The sequence below is a fragment of the Candidatus Egerieousia sp. genome, assembly GCF_056211015.1.
This window is the reverse complement of the sequence record NZ_JBAELF010000041.1, coordinates 17,125-34,604: the sequence shown is the minus strand read 5'-3', so window position 1 is coordinate 34,604 and position 17,480 is coordinate 17,125. Positions and strand designations below refer to the sequence as shown.

The 17,480-nt window shown below is 46.2% G+C and carries 16 protein-coding genes; 13 read left to right on the top strand and 3 right to left on the bottom strand.

What is annotated here, in order from left to right:
- Positions 1-73 precede the first annotated feature (73 nt).
- Genes secA through AC06L3_RS03045 form a run of 3 tightly spaced genes read left to right on the top strand, consistent with a single transcriptional unit; the run spans position 74 to position 6,120 of the window.
- On the top strand, positions 74-3,421 hold the full coding sequence (secA, locus tag AC06L3_RS03055) for a preprotein translocase subunit SecA (RefSeq protein WP_475669152.1): 3,348 nt from the start codon (positions 74-76) through the stop codon (positions 3,419-3,421).
- A 48-nt stretch (positions 3,422-3,469) separates the two neighbouring features.
- Complete coding sequence (lpdA, locus tag AC06L3_RS03050; protein ID WP_475669151.1) at positions 3,470-4,870, top strand: dihydrolipoyl dehydrogenase; 1,401 nt, start codon at positions 3,470-3,472, stop codon at positions 4,868-4,870.
- Positions 4,871-4,881: 11 nt separating this feature from the next.
- Positions 4,882-6,120, top strand: a complete 1,239-nt coding sequence (locus AC06L3_RS03045) for a M64 family metallopeptidase (RefSeq protein ID WP_475669150.1) — start codon at positions 4,882-4,884, stop codon at positions 6,118-6,120.
- Between the two features lie 12 nt (positions 6,121-6,132).
- On the opposite strand, the gene AC06L3_RS03040 is transcribed toward AC06L3_RS03045, so the two are convergent.
- The 3 genes from AC06L3_RS03040 to AC06L3_RS03030 are packed head-to-tail and all read right to left on the bottom strand — an operon-like array spanning position 6,133 to position 8,498.
- Complete coding sequence (locus tag AC06L3_RS03040; RefSeq protein WP_475669149.1) at positions 6,133-7,032, bottom strand: hypothetical protein; 900 nt, start codon at positions 7,030-7,032, stop codon at positions 6,133-6,135.
- Positions 7,033-7,989 carry a glycosyltransferase family 2 protein gene (locus tag AC06L3_RS03035; protein ID WP_475669148.1) on the bottom strand — a complete coding sequence of 319 codons (957 nt, stop codon included), beginning with the start codon at positions 7,987-7,989 and terminating at the stop codon, positions 7,033-7,035. It abuts the gene before it with no gap.
- A gap of 5 nt (positions 7,990-7,994) precedes the next feature.
- Positions 7,995-8,498, bottom strand: coding sequence for a DUF4199 domain-containing protein (locus tag AC06L3_RS03030; protein WP_475669147.1), 504 nt, complete (start codon positions 8,496-8,498; stop codon positions 7,995-7,997).
- Positions 8,499-8,578: 80 nt separating this feature from the next.
- Here AC06L3_RS03030 and thrS point away from each other — a divergent pair, with 80 nt between their 5' ends.
- The 10 genes from thrS to pheT all read left to right on the top strand — a co-directional run bounded on the left by thrS (position 8,579) and on the right by pheT (position 17,480).
- Positions 8,579-10,516: a threonine--tRNA ligase gene (gene thrS / locus AC06L3_RS03025; RefSeq protein ID WP_475669146.1), complete on the top strand. Its 1,938-nt coding sequence runs from the start codon at positions 8,579-8,581 to the stop codon at positions 10,514-10,516.
- Positions 10,517-10,567: 51 nt separating this feature from the next.
- Positions 10,568-11,188, top strand: coding sequence for a translation initiation factor IF-3 (gene infC, locus AC06L3_RS03020; RefSeq protein ID WP_475669195.1), 621 nt, complete (start codon positions 10,568-10,570; stop codon positions 11,186-11,188).
- A gap of 55 nt (positions 11,189-11,243) precedes the next feature.
- A complete protein-coding gene (gene rpmI / locus AC06L3_RS03015; RefSeq protein ID WP_475669145.1) occupies positions 11,244-11,438 on the top strand; it encodes a 50S ribosomal protein L35 in 195 nt (64 codons plus the stop codon).
- Between the two features lie 86 nt (positions 11,439-11,524).
- Entirely contained in the window at positions 11,525-11,869 is a 345-nt protein-coding gene (rplT, locus tag AC06L3_RS03010) for a 50S ribosomal protein L20 (RefSeq protein ID WP_475669144.1), read from the top strand.
- 6 nt (positions 11,870-11,875) lie between these two features.
- Positions 11,876-13,219: a signal peptidase I gene (lepB, locus tag AC06L3_RS03005; RefSeq protein ID WP_475669143.1), complete on the top strand. Its 1,344-nt coding sequence runs from the start codon at positions 11,876-11,878 to the stop codon at positions 13,217-13,219.
- A gap of 73 nt (positions 13,220-13,292) precedes the next feature.
- Entirely contained in the window at positions 13,293-13,535 is a 243-nt protein-coding gene (rpmB, locus tag AC06L3_RS03000; RefSeq protein ID WP_475669142.1) for a 50S ribosomal protein L28, read from the top strand.
- Positions 13,536-13,547: 12 nt separating this feature from the next.
- A complete protein-coding gene (gene rpmG, locus AC06L3_RS02995; protein ID WP_475669141.1) occupies positions 13,548-13,733 on the top strand; it encodes a 50S ribosomal protein L33 in 186 nt (61 codons plus the stop codon).
- A 19-nt stretch (positions 13,734-13,752) separates the two neighbouring features.
- Positions 13,753-13,914: a DUF4295 domain-containing protein gene (locus tag AC06L3_RS02990; RefSeq protein ID WP_475669140.1), complete on the top strand. Its 162-nt coding sequence runs from the start codon at positions 13,753-13,755 to the stop codon at positions 13,912-13,914.
- A gap of 100 nt (positions 13,915-14,014) precedes the next feature.
- Positions 14,015-14,977, top strand: a complete 963-nt coding sequence (ftsY, locus tag AC06L3_RS02985) for a signal recognition particle-docking protein FtsY (RefSeq protein WP_475669139.1) — start codon at positions 14,015-14,017, stop codon at positions 14,975-14,977.
- Positions 14,978-14,996: 19 nt separating this feature from the next.
- A complete protein-coding gene (pheT, locus tag AC06L3_RS02980) occupies positions 14,997-17,480 on the top strand; it encodes a phenylalanine--tRNA ligase subunit beta (protein ID WP_475669138.1) in 2,484 nt (827 codons plus the stop codon).

The following is a 17,480-nucleotide window of genomic DNA, read 5'->3' as shown; positions in this document are numbered from 1 at the left end:
GCATCAAAATGCGCAGATAGCTTGTGATATTTTGATATTTTATTGATTATTAATTAGTTAGAGATTTTTTTATATGGCATCTTTTATGGGCTTGCTGTCAAAATTGTTTGGCACAAAAGCGGAACGGGACATCAAACTGATCCAGCCTGTTCTGAAGAAAGTGATTGACGAGTATAACCGCGTTGACAGGCTCTGCAACGACGACCTGCGTTATGAGACGGTTAAAATGAAGGAAATAATCGCACAAAGGATAGCAAAGAAGGAATCCGAGAAAAAGGAATACAGGCATAAGCTCGAGGACCTTACGATTTCGGCTGATCTTAAGGAAGAATATGCAACCAAGGTTGACAAACTCACCAAGGAGATAGACGAGCAGATTGAGGAAGTTCTTGCCGAGGTTCTTCCTACCGCCTTTGCGGTGATGAAATCAACTGCACGCAGGTTCAAGGAGAATGAAAGCATCGAGGTAAGCGCAAGCGAATTTGACAGAAGCCTTGCGGTGAATCACGATTTCGTTGAAATCAACGGAGACAAGGCCATCTGGCACAACCATTGGACAGCCGGCGGCAACAATATAGTATGGGACATGGTACACTATGACGTTCAGCTCATAGGCGGTATTGTGTTGACCCGCAGCCGCAAGAATCCTGCCAAGAAGTATGGAGAGCGCGACCGTGAAGGGTGCGTGGCCGAGATGGCAACAGGAGAGGGCAAGACACTTGTTGCTACACTTCCGGTGTTCCTGAATGCGCTTGCAGGAAAGGGCGTGCACGTGGTTACTGTGAACGACTATCTTTCAAAACGTGACTCCGAGTGGATGGGACCTCTGTACCAGTTCCACGGACTCAGCGTTGACTGTATAGACAAATATGACCCTAACCGCGAGCAGGACAAGAGAAGGGCCGCATACAGGGCTGACATTACTTTCGGTACCAACAATGAGTTCGGCTTCGATTATCTGCGTGACAATATGTGCACCAATATTAACGACCTGGTTCAGCGCAAGCTTCACTATGCAATTGTGGATGAGGTTGACTCAGTCCTCATTGATGACGCCCGTACACCGCTCATCATTTCAGGTGCCGTTCAAAAATCCGATGACCAGCAGCAGTTCGTGGATTTCAAACCATACGTTGAGAAACTTTACCTGAAGCAGAGGGGAGAGGTTGGCGTAATCCTGAACGAGGCAAAGAAACTCATTGCAGAAGGCAAGAAGGATGAAGGCAGTGTGAAACTGCTCAGGGCTTACAAGGGACTTCCTAAATACACTCCTTTGATCAAGTATCTTTCCGAGCCGGGAATCAAGCAGCTCCTTCTTGATACCGAAGGCCTGTACATGCGTGAGAACAACAAGTACATGCATATAATCACTGATGACCTTCTTTTTGTGATAGAGGAGAAGCACAAGAGCGTGGAGTTCACCGATAAAGGTAACGATTACATTGCCTCGCTTGTGAACGATGACAAGTTCTTCATACTCCCTGATGTTGGAGCGGAAGTGGCGGAGATTGAAAAATCCAATCTGGAGCAGAACGAGAAACGCGTGAAGAAGGACGAGCTCATTGCTGACTACGCTCTTAAGTCAGCGAGAGTTCATACAATGACCCAGCTGCTCAAGGCATACACCATGTTCGAGAAGGATGTTGAGTATGTGATTGACAATAATGAGATAAAGATTGTTGACGAGCAGACAGGACGTATCCTCAGCGGACGCCGCTATTCAGACGGTCTGCATCAGGCTATTGAGGCAAAGGAAGGCGTGAAGGTTGAGGCCGCCACCCAGACACACGCAACAATCACCTTGCAGAACTATTTCAGAATGTACCATAAGCTTGCTGGTATGACCGGTACCGCCGAGACCGAAGCAGGTGAGTTCTGGAAGATTTACAAACTTGAGGTGGTTACAATACCTACCAACAAGCCTGTAAGAAGAAAGGATGAGGATGACCTCATTTACAAGACCAAGAAGGACAAATACAATGCTGTCATAAACAAGATTCTGGAACTCAGGGCCCAGGGCCGTCCGGTTCTTGTTGGTACAACTTCGGTTGATGAATCCGAGAAATACTCGAAGATCCTGTCGATGCGCGGAGTGAAACACAATGTGCTCAATGCAAAGCAGCACGCACGCGAGGCCCTTGTTGTAGCCGAGGCCGGTCGGGAAGGAGCCGTTACCATTGCAACCAACATGGCCGGCCGCGGTACCGATATCAAGCTCGGACCCGGAGTGGAAAAGGCGGGAGGTCTTGCCATTATAGGTACCGAAAGACACGACAGCCGCCGCGTTGACCGCCAGTTGCGCGGCCGTGCAGGAAGACAGGGTGACCAGGGTTCATCAATTTTTTTTGTGAGCCTGGAGGATAATCTTATGAGACTCTTCGGTTCAGACAGAATAGCAAAGATAGTTGACAGAATGGGATTCAAGGAAGGCGAAATGCTTCAGCATTCAATGCTTTCAAGTGCTATTGAAAGGGCGCAGAAGAAAGTTGAGGAGAACAACTTTGGAATACGTAAGCGTCTGCTTGAATATGACGATGTAATGAACTCCCAGAGAAAGGTCATTTACAACCGCCGCCGCAACGCACTTTACGGTGAAAGGATTGACGTTGACCTCAAGAACATGATACAGGACTTTGCTTATACAATATCTTCAGGCAGAGACTCCGACTTCGATGATTTCAAGTTCGAGCTAATGAGAGAAGTTGCCGTTGAACTAACATTCGATGCGGCATTTTTCTCCAAGGCTTCCGATGATGAGCTGGCTGCAGCTATCGTAAAGGATGTGAAGGACGCAATAGACAGGAAGACGAATTCTCTGATAGGCCAGATATTCCCTTACGTGAAGGCTGTGAAGGAACGTTTCGGAGACAAGTTCGCAAACGTGGCATTCCAGATAACGGACGGCGTGAAGCCTAAGTTCCCTCTTTACGTGAACATCGAGCGCGCACTCGAGACACAGGGCGGGGAGATTGCAAGGGCAATCATCAAATCCGTTGCACTTTATACCATAGATGAGTACTGGAAGGAACATATCCGTGCCATGGACGAACTCAAGCAGTCCGTCCAGAATGCTTCCTTCGAGCAGAAGGATCCGCTCCTTATATATAAGTTTGAGTCATTCGAGCTTTTCAAGACCATGCTCGAGAACATAAACCGCGACGTTTTATCCGCGGCAGTAAGAGCGCAGCTTCCTCAGCGTGAAGGCCAGGAAAGCGAGCAGGCTCCGATGAGCGCCGGTCAGGAGTATCGTAGAAGGAACGATATGAGCAAGATGAGCACCAGCCGCAGCGAACTCTCCACCAACGGAGAGCAGAGCCGCGCCCACGAGCCTGTAAGGGTGGAGAAGAAAGTGGGAAGGAATGACCCTTGTCCTTGCGGAAGCGGCAAGAAGTACAAGAACTGCTGCGGAAAGGGCGCATAGTCCGCTTAAGGAAACAGAATTGAAATAATTTATATATTTTTTACAGCGATGGAAAATTTTGACATTATAGTTATTGGAGCCGGCCCGGGTGGATATGTAGCAGCCATCAAGGCCTGCCAGATGGGTATGAAAACAGCTGTGATCGAGCGCAGCGAACTTGGAGGAATCTGCCTTAACTGGGGCTGCATTCCAACCAAGGCTCTTTTGAAAAGCGCACAGGTTTATAATTACACCAAACATCTTGCAGACTACGGGCTCGTTGCTTCTGAAGAGAGTTCAATCACTCCCGATATAGAGAAGATAGTAGCCAGGGAGCGCGGCGTAAGCGCAACCATGAACAAGGGAATAGAGTACCTTTTCAAGAAGAACGGCGTGAACCTCATCAAGGGAAGCGCATACATCAAGTCCAAGGATGTCGTTGAGGTTACCGATTCAGAAGGTGTGAAGACTGAGTATCAGGCTGGCCATATCATCCTGGCAACAGGAGCAAGGGCCAACCAGCTTCCTTTCGCACCTATCGACGGTAAAAAAATAATCTCCTACAGAGAGGCATTGGTGCCTGAGAAGCTTCCTGCAAGCCTTGCAGTGATAGGCAGCGGCGCCATAGGCAGCGAACTTGCATTCTTCTATTTCTCTATGGGTGTTGAGGTTCATCTTATAGAGTATATGGACCAGATAGTTCCTACCGAGGATGCTGATGTTGCCGCCCAGCTGAGCAGAAGCCTGCGCAAGGCAGGAATGAAGGTTTACGTTTCAACCAATGTGAAGCAGGTTGATGCCACCGGTGAGAAATGCGTTCTTACAATAGAGGACAAGAAAGGTGAGAAAACCATCGAGGTGGAGCAGGTTCTTTCTGCAGTGGGTGTTGTTCCTAACACGCAGGGCCTGGGCCTGGAGGAACTTGGCGTTGAAATGATGCGCGGCCGCATTGTGGTTGACAAACATTGCAGATCAAATGTGGATACCATCTATGCAATAGGTGACATCATTCCTACACAGGCTCTGGCACACGTTGCTTCTGCAGAGGCCATTCTTGCAATAGAGAGCATTGCGGGACTTGATCCAAAGCCAATCAACTATGCCAATATCCCGGGAGCTATCTATACAACGCCTGAGATAGCATCAGTTGGAATGAGCGAGAAGAAAGTCAAGGATGCTGACATTGCTTACAAGGTTGGCAAATTCCCGTTCACAGCAAGCGGAAAAGCCACCGCAGCTGGCGAGAAGGATGGTTTTGTGAAACTTATCATTGATGAAGCAACTGATGAGATACTCGGCGCTCACCTCATTGGTGCGAACGTTACCGAAATGATAGGCGGTATTGTACTGGCTCGCAATCTCGGAGCAAAGGCATCGGATGTAATGAAGACCATATTCCCTCATCCTACCATGAGTGAGGCGATAATGGAGGCAGCCGAGTCATCTTCAGGTCACGCAATCCACATTTAATGCATTCCGTAATGAAAAGATTCTGCATCCTAGTATCATTGATGCTCGCTGCGGGCTCCTTGTTTGCACAGAACACTTCTGACAAACTCAATCTGAGCCGCACTCTCAGAGTGGACTATATCTTTACAGGTACAGACAAGACATGCAGCATTTCAGTTGACGAGCTCCGTTCTCTCAAGGGCTGGGCCGGAAGAAGAGTTAACATGCAGAACGTTCCTGTAAAAGGTAATGGCGCTGCGTTCATGCGCGATACAAGCGGTCAGGTAATTTATGCAACTTCTTTCTCTACTTTGTTCCAGGAATGGCAGGCAACAGAGGAGGCAACCCGTTTGCACAAGAGTTTTGAGAATGTGTTCCTTTTCCCTATGCCCGCCGAACCGGTTGACATTACAGTGGAACTTTACGATTTCTTCAACAACGTTGCCGCAACATACACCCACAGGGTACAGCCTTCCGATATACTCATCAGACCTGCTGACAACAAAGTGGAGTATAAGTATATAGGTGAAAGCGGTTCTCCTGAGGAAAGGATAGACGTGGCCATCGTGGCTGAAGGATATACCGAGCAGGAAATGGATGTCTTCTACGCAGATGCTCAGTCCGCCGTTGATGTCCTCCTTTCTCATTCTCCGTTCAAGGACTATGCAGACAAGTTTAATTTCATTGCAGTTGCACTTCCTTCCAAGGACAGCGGAGTGAGCATTCCAAAGCAGGGCTTGTGGAAGAATACTGCCTTGAGCTCGAATTTCGATACATTCTACATGGACAGGTATCTCACAACTTTGAGATTGCGTGATCTGCACGATGCCCTTGCAGGTATTCCATATGAGCATATAGTGATTCTGGCTAATACCGACAATTACGGCGGTGGAGGCATATACAACAGCTATACTCTCACAACTGCTCACAACAAATGGTTCAAGGAAGTTGTGGTGCATGAATTCGGCCACAGTTTCGGTGCACTTGCCGATGAATATTACTATGATGACATGTTCGTTGAGTACTATTATCCAAACGTTGAGCCATGGGAGAGGAACATCACCACAAAGGCCGACTTTTCAAGCAAGTGGGAGAATATGATGGGCAAGAATGGTGTTGGTCTGGTTGAAGGCGGTGGTTATCAGTCCAAGGGCGTATGGAGGGCATGTGAAGACTGCCGTATGAAATCCAACAAAGCTCCTGATTTCTGCCCTGTGTGCCAGAAAGCAATAGAGGATATGATTCTTTTCTATACCAAATCCCTGAAATGATTCAGGGATTTTTTATTTCCTCATATATTTGAGAATGTCTATGCTGTATGACAATCCTATTCTGTACTGGTCGAACGGCCACTCCTTGAATCCGTGCTGGTAATAAATGAAAGGTGACCATCTCCCTATGTGGAAGTTCAGACGGCCTTTCAAACCCCGTGGCATGTCACCTCTCCCGTCCTTGCCCTTATACTGGCCATAAGCCATTACAAGACTGGTTATCGGGTGTTTCAAAGTCAGCTGGGCTCCATAGCCAAGGGCATCGTTCTGCTGGCCGTTCCCGACTTGCCAGCATACGAAATTCAAGGAAGCCGCAGGCCTTACAGACCAGTTCCTGTAAACTTTGAAATCCTTTCCCGTTGAAAGTTCAAAGTAGTAGCCCGGGGCATCGTAATGTCTGGCCCTTTCATAATCATCGCCGGTGGCGGTCTGTATTGCAGCTCTGAGCGCTATTGCCGGCCTGTAAACCGATTCCTTGAGCAGCTGCATGTCAAGGCTGAAATACAAGCTTCCGGTATCGGAGGATTTCAGAGGCTCGGAAGGATCCACAGATCTGGCTTGCCTTACGTATATATTATCTCTGTAGAATTCCTGAAATTCTCCCCAGATGGATACAGAGGCCCTGTTTGACCATAGAGGAACGTGAACGCAGTAGGTTGGTGCATTGGTATAGTCCTTGTGGTCACTGCCGGCCAGTCTTCCTACAATGTGGTCAAAACCGATTTCCGCATATAAATTGCTGCAAATGCTTCCGTCAAGCATGTCAGGGATCTGGAATGCGTACGGACCGAAAAACTCGGGGGCGGCCAGCAGTTGTTTGAAAGGTTCGCGGTTCTGGGCATTTGCGCAGATTGTGATCAGCAGTGCTGCCAATACCGTAACGGAATGTCTCTGTATTGAAGTGAGTGGCATTTATCTTATTCTCTGACTGATTTGATAATTGTTCCTGTCCTCCCTCCCCCTGCTTACGAGTTCGGCAATGAATCCAGTAAGGAACAACTGGATTCCAATGATTAGTGCAACAAGCGCCAGATAGAAAAGAGGCTGGTCCGTGACGGCTCTGAATCTCAAGCCCGCCGACTGGGCACTTATTTTCTGGATGATCAATATGACGGCAATGACAAAGCCTGCTATGAAAGTGAGCGTGCCCAGCACACCGAAAAGGTGCATGGGCTTCTTTCCGAACTGCTGGAGGAACCACAAGCTGAGCAGATCAAGATATCCGTTTACAAAACGCTCAAGACCGAACTTGCTTTTGCCGTATTTCCGCACGTGATGGCATACTTCCTTTTCTCCGATTCTTGTAAAGCCCGCCTTCTTTGCCAGATACGGAATATATCTGTGCATTTCACCATATACTTCAATGTTCTTGACCACTTCGTTCCTGTACGCCTTCAGTCCGCAGTTCATGTCATGCAGCTTGAGACCTGTTACCTTTCTGGCGGTTGCATTGTATATCTTTGAAGGGAGGTTCTTGGTAAGTTTATTGTCGAACCTCTTCTTCTTCCATCCGCTTACAAGGTCATAGCCCTGCTGCCTTATCATGTTGTAAAGAGCAGGAATCTCATTCGGATCATCCTGGAGGTCGGCGTCCATTGTGATTACAACTGCGCCCTCGGCTGCTTCGAAACCGCAGAAGAGGGCGGCGGACTTGCCATAGTTCCTTCTGAATCCTATGGCCCTCACAGCTTCATATTTTTCCGCCAGGGACTGAATCACGTTCCATGAATTGTCGGTGCTGCCGTCGTTCACCATTATGATTTCATAATCCACGCCCATTCCTGTAGCGCTTCTGTCTATCAGGCTTACCAGTTCCGGGAGGGATTCAGCCTCGTTGAACAACGAAATGACTACGCTCAGATCTTTCATTCTTTTCAATCGATTTTGAAGCTTTCCTTCTTGCAGAAAGATGCAAGTATTGAAGAAAGTATCAAGCCATAGATCACGCAGTAAACGAGGGTGGAGAACAGGACGATTACAGGCAAGTTGTCAGAAATGGAAGCGAATGTGTCCATAATCTGTGAATTTCCCTGCTCCTCGAACCTTTCCATGGCTTCCTGCATTGCCTGCTGGAATGTTTCCTTGTTGATGAATGCCACGCTGGCCCATCTTGTCACTGCAACTATCATTGAAGAGAAGGTGCAGGTGATGAATCCGAAGGAAACGCCGTTTCCGTAAGTGAATTCATCAAAATTGGCCGCCCATTCCTTTATGAATCTCAGAAGCAGCCAGATGCTTGCGCTGAATCTCAGAACCCATAATATTACCGAAATCAGTGTGCCCGGCTGATAAGTGTCCTGGATGAGGAAAGTTATGACAGTTGGAAGTGAAAGATATAAACCGTACAATGCCGCCGCATTTATCCTGCTTGAGTTCATGGCTGATAATATTTTGTATTACATTGCAAAGGTATAATAAAAATTAATAACTTTGCACGTTAAAATATACCAGTTCGATTATGATAAACATTACTTTCAAGGACGGAGGCGTACGCCAGTATGAAAGCGGAGTCACCGCTTTGCAGATTGCACAGAGCATCAGCCCTCGTCTGGCATCAGACGTTCTCTCCGTTACCATTAACGGCAAACTTGATGATATAGCAAAACCTATTACGGAAGACTCAACCATAGTTCTTCACAAGTGGGAGGATGAAGAGGGCAAGAAGGCCTTCTGGCACTCTTCATCACATCTTATGGCGGAGGCTCTCGAAGCTCTTTATCCGGGAATCAAGTTCGGTATAGGACCGGCTATAGACAACGGATTCTATTATGACGTGGACCTTGGTGAGAGAACAATCACCGAGGCGGATCTCAAGAAGATTGAGGATAAGATGATTGAACTTGCACGTACAAAGGAGACCTTTGTCAGAGTTGAGGTTCCAAAGGAGGAGGCAATGGCAAGATTCACCGAAAAAGGCGACCAGTACAAGTGCGAACTTATAAGGGACCTCCAGGATGGTACAATCACTTTCTATACCAATGGAAATTTCACCGATCTGTGCCGCGGCCCTCATATCCAGAACACTTCAATAATAAAGGCTGTAAAGCTCACTTCCATTGCAGGTGCCTATTGGAGAGGCAATGAGAAGAACAAGATGCTTACTCGTATCTACGGAATAACATTCCCTAAGAAGAGCCTTCTTGACGAATATCTTGCATTGCTTGAAGAGGCTAAGAAGAGAGATCACCGCAAACTTGGAAAGGAACTTGAACTCTTTACGTTCTCATCAAGAGTAGGAGCAGGTCTTCCATTGTGGCTGCCAAGAGGCGCCGCCTTGAGGGAGAAGCTTGAAATGTTCCTCAAGAAAGTCCAAAAGGAGTATGGGTATCTGCCAGTGATCACTCCTCATATAGGCCAGAAGGAACTTTATGTGACCAGCGGCCATTATGCTCATTATGGTGCTGATTCGTTCCAGCCTATTCATACTCCTCAGGAGGGTGAGGAATTCCTTCTCAAACCAATGAACTGCCCTCATCACTGCGAGATATACAGATCGAAACCGAGATCATACAAGGATCTCCCTGTAAGACTCGCCGAGTTCGGAACGGTTTACAGATATGAGCAGAGCGGTGAGCTCCACGGTCTTACACGAGTACGCGGATTCACACAGGACGACGCCCATCTCTACGTAAGGCCTGACCAGCTCAAGGAAGAGTTTGAAAAGGTGATAGACATTGTACTCTACATCTTCAAGACCTTGAAGTTCGAGGAATACACAGCTCAGGTTTCACTCAGGGATCCTGACGATCATGAGAAATACATAGGTACCGACGAAAACTGGGCAAGAGCGGAAGCCGCCATTGTTGAGGCTGCTCAGGAGAAGGGCCTCAATACCGTTGTTGAGTACGGTGAAGCTGCATTCTACGGACCGAAGCTTGACTTCATGGTGAAGGATGCCATTGGAAGGAAATGGCAGCTCGGTACCATCCAGGTGGATTACAACCTTCCAGAAAGATTCGACCTCGTATATACAGGTGCGGATGACAAGCCTCACAGACCTATCATGATTCACAGGGCTCCGTTCGGTTCAATGGAACGCTTCGTTGCCGTACTGCTTGAGCATACAGGTGGAAAATTGCCATTGTGGCTTGCTCCTGACCAGGTTGCAGTGCTCCCTATAAGTGAAAAATATAACGAATTCGCTAAAAAAGTTTGTAATTTGCTGAATAATTGCGATATTCGCACGCTTATAGACGACAGGAACGAAACTATAGGAAAACGTATAAGGGAGAACGAAATGAAGAAACTTCCTTATCAGCTTATAGTAGGCGAGAAGGAAGAGGCAAACGGCTGTGTATCAGTCAGAAAACAAGGTGGAGAAGATTTGGGCTCAATGACATTGGATGAGTTCAAGGCCTATTTCGGTAATGAAATCAATTCACTTTTGAGCAAATAGGCTCAACAGTGTTTATATAATTGTTTAATATTAATATAGGAGGATACTTTTATAGCAACACCATTTAAACCGCGTCCAGGGGGATTCAGAAAACCTAACCCAAGCGGTCCCCAGCAAAACGGCAACAGAAACAATGCCGCCCAGACGCAGAAGAAAAACGACTCAACAAGAGTGAATGAAGAAATCCGATGCCCTCAGGTAAGGGTTGTAGGGGAGAATGTTCCTGCACAGGGAATATATTCCACACAAGAGGCATTGAGAATGGCTGTTGAGCAGGAGTTGGATTTGGTTGAAATCTCTCCGAATGCAGATCCCCCTGTATGCAAGATACTTGATTACCAGAAGTATCTTTACCAGCAGAAGAAAAAGGCAAAGGAGATGAAATCCAATGCCAGCAAGGTGGTTATCAAGGAGATCAGATTCGGGCCACAGACAGATGAGCACGATTTCCAGTTCAAACTGAACCATGCAAAAAGCTTTCTTCAGGACGGTTCAAAAGTAAAGGCATATGTCTTCTTCAAAGGACGTTCAATTCTGTTCTCGGAGCAGGGTGAAAAACTTCTTCTCCGTTTTGCAGTTGAACTTGAAGAGTTCGGCAAGGCTGAGCAGATGCCTAAGCTTGAAGGAAAAAGAATGATTATGATGATTGCGCCAGTCAGCAAAAAGAAATAGCCTTTCATCAGAATCCATACTGTTTAACAAATTATTAACTTTAAAATTTTTAGCGATGCCTAAAATGAAGTCCAATGCCGGTGCCAAAAAGCGTTTCGAGCTTACCGGGTCGGGTAAAATCAAAAGAAAACATGCCTATCATAGTCATATCCTGACTAAGAAGACAACCAAGCAGAAAAGAAATCTTTGCCACTTCTCAACAATTGCAGAGGTTGATGAGGCAAGAGTAAAGAAACTTATTTTAGCTTAACAACATTATTATTAACCGAGAGTTCAGCAGAGCAAAGTTTCTCAATCAAGAGGAGGAGAACGCTGACCCTCAAAAAACAGTAGATTATGCCAAGAAGCGTAAATTCGGTAGCATCAAGAGCACGCCGTAAAAAAATTCTTAAACAGACCAAGGGTAATTTCCTTGCAAGAGCTAATGTCTGGACAGTAGCAAAAAATACCTACGAGAAAGGTTTGACCTATGCTTACAGGGATCGTAAGAACAAGAAGAGAACTTTCCGTGCATTGTGGATTGTAAGAATCAATGCAGCAGCCAGAGCACACGGAATGAACTATTCACAGTTCATAGGCAAACTTGCCAAGAACAATGTAGGTCTTAACAGAAAAGTTCTTGCAGACCTCGCAATGAATAACCCTCAGGCATTTGAGGCAATTATCAACTCTGTAAAATAGTGTTCTTTGAAATTCGCCTTTTTACATAACAGGTGGTTCAAATTCTCCTTCTGGGGCCTTCTGTATGTCCTTTGGGTGATATGGCTCGGGAATTTCTGGTGGCTTGCTGGCCTTGCAGTGATTTTTGACATTTTCATAACAAGGAAGATACAGTCTCTTTTTGTAAGAAAGGGCTCTCAGGCTCCGAAAAAAAGGAGCGCACTGGTTGAATGGATAGATGCAATAGTGTTCGCTGTGATAGCGGCAACATTCATAAGAATGTTCTTCATTGAGGCATACACCATTCCTACCGGTTCCATGGAGAAAACACTGGCTATAGGAGACTATCTGTTCGTAAGTAAACTGTCATACGGACCAAGAGTCCCTGTTACTCCGGTTTCAGTTCCGCTTGTGCACAACGTAATGCCGTTCTCCGGCAATGAATCCTATTCAACTGTAATTCAGAATAATTACAGGAGATTGAAAGGTTTTTCGAAGGTTAGAAGAAATGACATTGTTGTGTTCGGTTTCCCACACGGCGATACTGTCCTCAAACGTATTCCTGCAGATGACTACTACAGGGTGGTACGGGACAACAACGGCAACAGGGATTTTGTAATAAGGCAGTACGGGCCAATAGTAGTCAGACCTCTTGACAAGTTGGATAATTATGTAAAGAGGTGCGTGGCCATAGCATCAGATACACTGGCAGTAGTCAACGGACAGGTTTATGTGAATGGTGAGAAATCGGCCGATTTCCCGGGAGTTCAGAAAATCTGTAACGTTTATACAAAGGGTGGAGCAATCAATCCGGTCAGGATGGAGGAACTGGGTATGGATTTCAGGAATTGGTTCTTTGACAGCAGCCTTCCGGGCTATTCGGCAGTGACCATGTCCAACGAGGAGATTGAAGCAGTTTCCCGTCTGGATGCCGTTGCCGATGTTCAGGAACTGGTATTTGAAAGTCTGGGTGAAGGACCCGAAGACATTTTCCCGTTCTCCGGCAAATACAAGTGGACAGTTGACAACTTCGGACCACTTTGGGTTCCGGCAGCCGGATCCACCGTGAAGCTTGATATGGAAAACCTTCCTCTGTACAGGAGAATAATCGAATCTTATGAGGGAAACAGACTTGAAGTGAAGGATGGCGCAATCTTCATAAACGGAGAGGAAAGCGGGAGCTATACTTTCAAGCAGGACTATTACTTCATGATGGGTGACAACCGTCACAATTCCCTTGATTCCAGATACTGGGGATTCGTTCCTGAAGACCATATAGTAGGCAAGCCCTGGATGATATGGTTCTCGTCGGATGCTTCAAAGGCGTTCCCTTCCAGCATACGATGGAAGAGATTGTTCAGCTTCATATAAAATTTGTAATTCTTAAAAAAAAGAGTGATATTTGCAGCTCGATAGTTTTGAATAATAATAAAATACAATAATAATGGCAAAGATTTGTCAAATTACAGGCAAGAAAGGAATGAAAGGAAACAATGTTTCCCATTCCAAACGCAGAACCAAGAGGGAGTTCGCTTTGAACCTCAGAACAAAGAGGTTCTGGTTGGAGGAGGAAGGCAGATTCGTAACACTTAAAGTTACAGCAGCTGGAATCCGTAATATAAACAAGAATGGTCTCGCAGAATCTATCAGGAGAGCAGAGAACAATGGTTTCATCAAAATGGTGTAAATATATTTGGATATGGCAGCAAAGAAAGGTAACAGAGTACAGGTGATACTCGAATGTACAGAGCAAAGAGAGAGTGGCGTACCAGGTATGTCCAGGTATATTACCACTAAGAACAAAAAGAACACAACCCAGAGGTTGGAGCGTAAAAAGTATAATCCTTTCCTTAAGAAAGTGACTGTACACCGTGAGATTAAATAACAATTAAAAGTAGAGCGAGATGGCTAAAAAAGCGGTTGCTACATTTAGTGGTGACAAATCACAATCAAAGAACATTACCAAATGTATCCGTATGGTAAAGTCTCCAAAGACTGGTGCATACGTTTTTGAAGAGGAAATGGTTCCAAACGCAGAAATCAAGGATTTTTTCAACAAGAAATAATTCAGTGGCATAAATGTCTGGGAGCCGGTCAAGAAATTGACCGGCTCCCTTTTTTTCTATATCGGAGTTTTGTAATTTTGCAGATTAAATTTGATGGATTATGGCTTTTTTCGGATTATTCTCAAAAAATAAAGAAGAGCAGAAGGAATCACTTGACGCAGGTTTGCAGAAAACCAAGGCCGGTATCTTTGAAAGAATCAAGAGGGCTGTTGCCGGCAGGAGCGAGATTGATGACAACATGCTCGACGCTATTGAGGAGGCGCTTGTAGCTTCGGACATAGGAGTTGACACCACCCTTGAAATCATAGAGAATCTTCAGGATCGTGTTGCTTCGCAGAAGTATATGAATGCATCGGAATTGAACTCCATACTCAAGGAGGAAATAGAGAAGTTGCTTGATATTAACGGAGAGATAGAGAATGCCCCGGCAGCTGTATTTGATTTTTCAAAGAAACCGTACGTAATCATGGTTGTTGGTGTGAATGGAGTTGGCAAGACCACCACAATAGGCAAACTTGCAGCAAGGCTTGCCGCTGATGGAAAGAAAGTTGTTCTCGGTGCTGCCGATACCTTCCGTGCGGCTGCAGTGGACCAGCTTGTTATCTGGAGCGAGAGAGCCGGAGTATCAATAGTAAAGCAGGAGATGGGTTCCGATCCTGCTTCGGTAGCGTTCGATACTCTCAAATCCGCAGTTGCGCAGAATGCCGACGTAGTGCTTATTGATACTGCCGGCAGACTTCATAACAAGATCAACCTTATGAACGAACTTACCAAAATCAAGAATGTCATGAAGAAGGTTGTTCCAGATGCACCGCACGATGTGCTTCTTGTTCTTGACGGTTCAACTGGCCAGAATGCTTATCAGCAGGCCAAGGAATTTACAAGGGCCACCAGCGTTTCGTCCCTGGCCGTTACCAAACTCGATGGGACAGCCAAAGGCGGTGTTGTAATTGGCATAGCGCACAAATTCAAGATACCTGTAAAGTTCATAGGCGTTGGTGAAAAGGTTGAGGACCTGCAGGTCTTTGACAAGAAAGCATTCGTGGATTCATTATTCGATTGAAACAATAATACTTACATATATGGATATTTCTTATAACTGGTTAAAGGAATACGTTGATTTCAATCTCCCTGCAAGCGAGGTTGAAAGGATTCTGACATCAATAGGACTCGAGATAGAGGGATGTGAAACAAGAGAGGAGATACCGGGAGGCCTTGCCGGAGTGGTTGTGGCCGAGGTTCTTACCTGTGAGCCCCATCCGGATTCAGACCATTTGCACGTTACAACGGTTGACTACGGAGCCGGTGAGCCTCTTCAGGTTGTATGCGGAGCACCGAACGTTGCCGCAGGCAAAAAAGTGATGCTCGCCACACTCGGCACGGTACTCCATTTCAGCGATGGTACCGAACTGAAGATGAAGAAGTCAAAGATACGCGGAGTGGAAAGCTTTGGAATGCTCTGCGCTGAGGATGAACTTGGAATCGGCACCAGTCACGATGGTATCATGCTGCTTGATGAGAGCGCCATTCCCGGAACCCCTGCAAAGGAATATCTACAGCTAAAGGAAGACACTGTCTTCACCATAGGACTCACCGCAAACAGAATTGATGCCGCAAGCCATATAGGCGTGGCAAGAGACCTTAGCGCATATCTCAGATACAACAATCTCGGAGGCCTTATGAAATACCCGTCGGTAGAGGAATTCGAATCATTCACTGGCGATAGTTCATCAAATTATTCTCCTGTAAAGGTAAGTGTGAATGCCGGCACAACGGCTCCAAGGTACAGCGGCCTTACCATCAGCGGTGTAAAGGTTGGACAGTCTCCTGACTGGCTCAAGGCAAGACTGCTCTCAGTGGGTCAGAGACCTATCAACAGTGTGGTTGATATAACAAACTTCGTGCTTCAGGAAATGGGCCAGCCTATGCATGCCTTTGATGCCGACAAGGTGAAAGGAAAGCATATTGTTGTTGATTTCTGTCCGGAAGGCACTAAATTCACCACTTTGGATGGAGTTGTACGAACATTGAGTGCTCAGGACCTTATGATCTGCAATGAGGAGGAGCCTATGTGCATGGCAGGAGTGTTCGGAGGCCTTGACAGCGGTGTTACCGAGGATACTGTAAATGTGTTCCTTGAGAGCGCCTATTTCAATCCGGTTTCAATCAGAAAGAGTTCGAAGAGACACGGCCTCAAGACAGATGCAGCTTTCCACTATGAAAGAGGATGTGATCCGCTTGTTACAATATATGCATTGAAGAGGGCTGCACTTCTTATAAAGAGCATCTGCGGTGGTACTATCTGCGGTGATGTAGTTGATGTGATATCCGATTCCAGTGTGATGGAGCCAAAGAAAGTTGAAATCAACTATGACAGAATGCAAAGACTCATAGGCAAGGAAATAGGTGCCGATGCTATCAGAACAATCATGAAGAACCTTGACATGAACTTTGTAGAGGAAACCGGTGAAGGTGCACTTGTTGAAATCCCACCTTTCAGAGTGGATGTTTACAGGGAGTGTGACATTGTTGAGGATGTGCTCAGGATTTATGGCTATAACAACATTGAATTCCCTCAGACAATGAGCGCATCAATAAATACCGGCGTGAAACCTGATCCTGAGAAGTTCATGCGCAGCGCATCCAACTTCCTTGCAGCAGAAGGGTTCAATGAAATAATGAACAACTCGCTTTCAAAGTGCGATTATTACAAATCGTTGAAGACATATCCTGCTGACAACTGCGTAATGATAATGAATCCTCTGAGCAGTGATCTCAACTGCATGAGGCAGACTCTTCTATTCAGTGCGCTTGAAGTTGTAGCATACAATGTGAACAGGCAGACAAACAATCTCAGACTGTTCGAGTTCGGTCACGTGTACGGCTTCAATCCTGAAATCAAAGCGGAGGATGACAAGACAGTTCTCAAGCCGTATTCCGAGGAACAGCAGCTGTCAATAACCATTTCCGGTAATGGAATCACAGGCTGGCGCAACAGGACAGCGGGAGGAAATTTCTTCACTCTCAAGGCATACGTTGAGCAGCTTTTCAGCCGTTACGGCATAAATGTCAATTCTCTTGAAACAGCACCCGCACCGGCCGACCTGTTTGCGGAAGGAATGACATATATGGCAAACGGCAAGGAACTGGCCTCATTGGGACAGGTTGCGGCGCCAAGGCTGAAACAGCTCGGCCTTAAACAGCAGGTCTATTTTGCCCAGATCAGATGGGACGTTCTTTTCAAGCTTGTGAAGAGAGTCAAGGTGCAGTTCAAGGAACTGCCAAAGTATCCGGAAGTCAAACGTGACCTTGCACTGCTTATAAACAAGGATGTGAAATATTCAGACTTGTACAGAAGCGCATTCGGTGCCGAGAAGAAACTCTTGAAGAACGTTTCATTGTTTGATGTTTATACTGGTGACAAGATTCCTTCAGACAAGAAGCAGTATGCGTTGAGCTTCACCTTGCGTGATGAGGAGAAGACACTGAATGACAATGTGGTTGAATCTGTAATGAACAAACTTGTAAAGGCGTTCGAATTCAAGTTCGGAGCACAGTTGAGATAG

Bases quoted from the DNA above. Each gene is read 5' to 3' on its own strand.
- secA (WP_475669152.1), top strand. From the start codon at position 74: ATGGCATCTTTTATGGGCTTGCTGTCAAAATTGTTTGGCACAAAAGCG.
- lpdA (WP_475669151.1), top strand. From the start codon at position 3,470: ATGGAAAATTTTGACATTATAGTTATTGGAGCCGGCCCGGGTGGATAT.
- AC06L3_RS03045 (WP_475669150.1), top strand. From the start codon at position 4,882: ATGAAAAGATTCTGCATCCTAGTATCATTGATGCTCGCTGCGGGCTCC.
- AC06L3_RS03040 (WP_475669149.1), bottom strand. From the start codon at position 7,032: ATGCCACTCACTTCAATACAGAGACATTCCGTTACGGTATTGGCAGCA.
- AC06L3_RS03035 (WP_475669148.1), bottom strand. From the start codon at position 7,989: ATGAAAGATCTGAGCGTAGTCATTTCGTTGTTCAACGAGGCTGAATCC.
- AC06L3_RS03030 (WP_475669147.1), bottom strand. From the start codon at position 8,498: ATGAACTCAAGCAGGATAAATGCGGCGGCATTGTACGGTTTATATCTT.
- thrS (WP_475669146.1), top strand. From the start codon at position 8,579: ATGATAAACATTACTTTCAAGGACGGAGGCGTACGCCAGTATGAAAGC.
- rpmI (WP_475669145.1), top strand. From the start codon at position 11,244: ATGCCTAAAATGAAGTCCAATGCCGGTGCCAAAAAGCGTTTCGAGCTT.
- rplT (WP_475669144.1), top strand. From the start codon at position 11,525: ATGCCAAGAAGCGTAAATTCGGTAGCATCAAGAGCACGCCGTAAAAAA.
- rpmB (WP_475669142.1), top strand. From the start codon at position 13,293: ATGGCAAAGATTTGTCAAATTACAGGCAAGAAAGGAATGAAAGGAAAC.
- rpmG (WP_475669141.1), top strand. From the start codon at position 13,548: ATGGCAGCAAAGAAAGGTAACAGAGTACAGGTGATACTCGAATGTACA.
- AC06L3_RS02990 (WP_475669140.1), top strand. From the start codon at position 13,753: ATGGCTAAAAAAGCGGTTGCTACATTTAGTGGTGACAAATCACAATCA.
- ftsY (WP_475669139.1), top strand. From the start codon at position 14,015: ATGGCTTTTTTCGGATTATTCTCAAAAAATAAAGAAGAGCAGAAGGAA.
- pheT (WP_475669138.1), top strand. From the start codon at position 14,997: ATGGATATTTCTTATAACTGGTTAAAGGAATACGTTGATTTCAATCTC.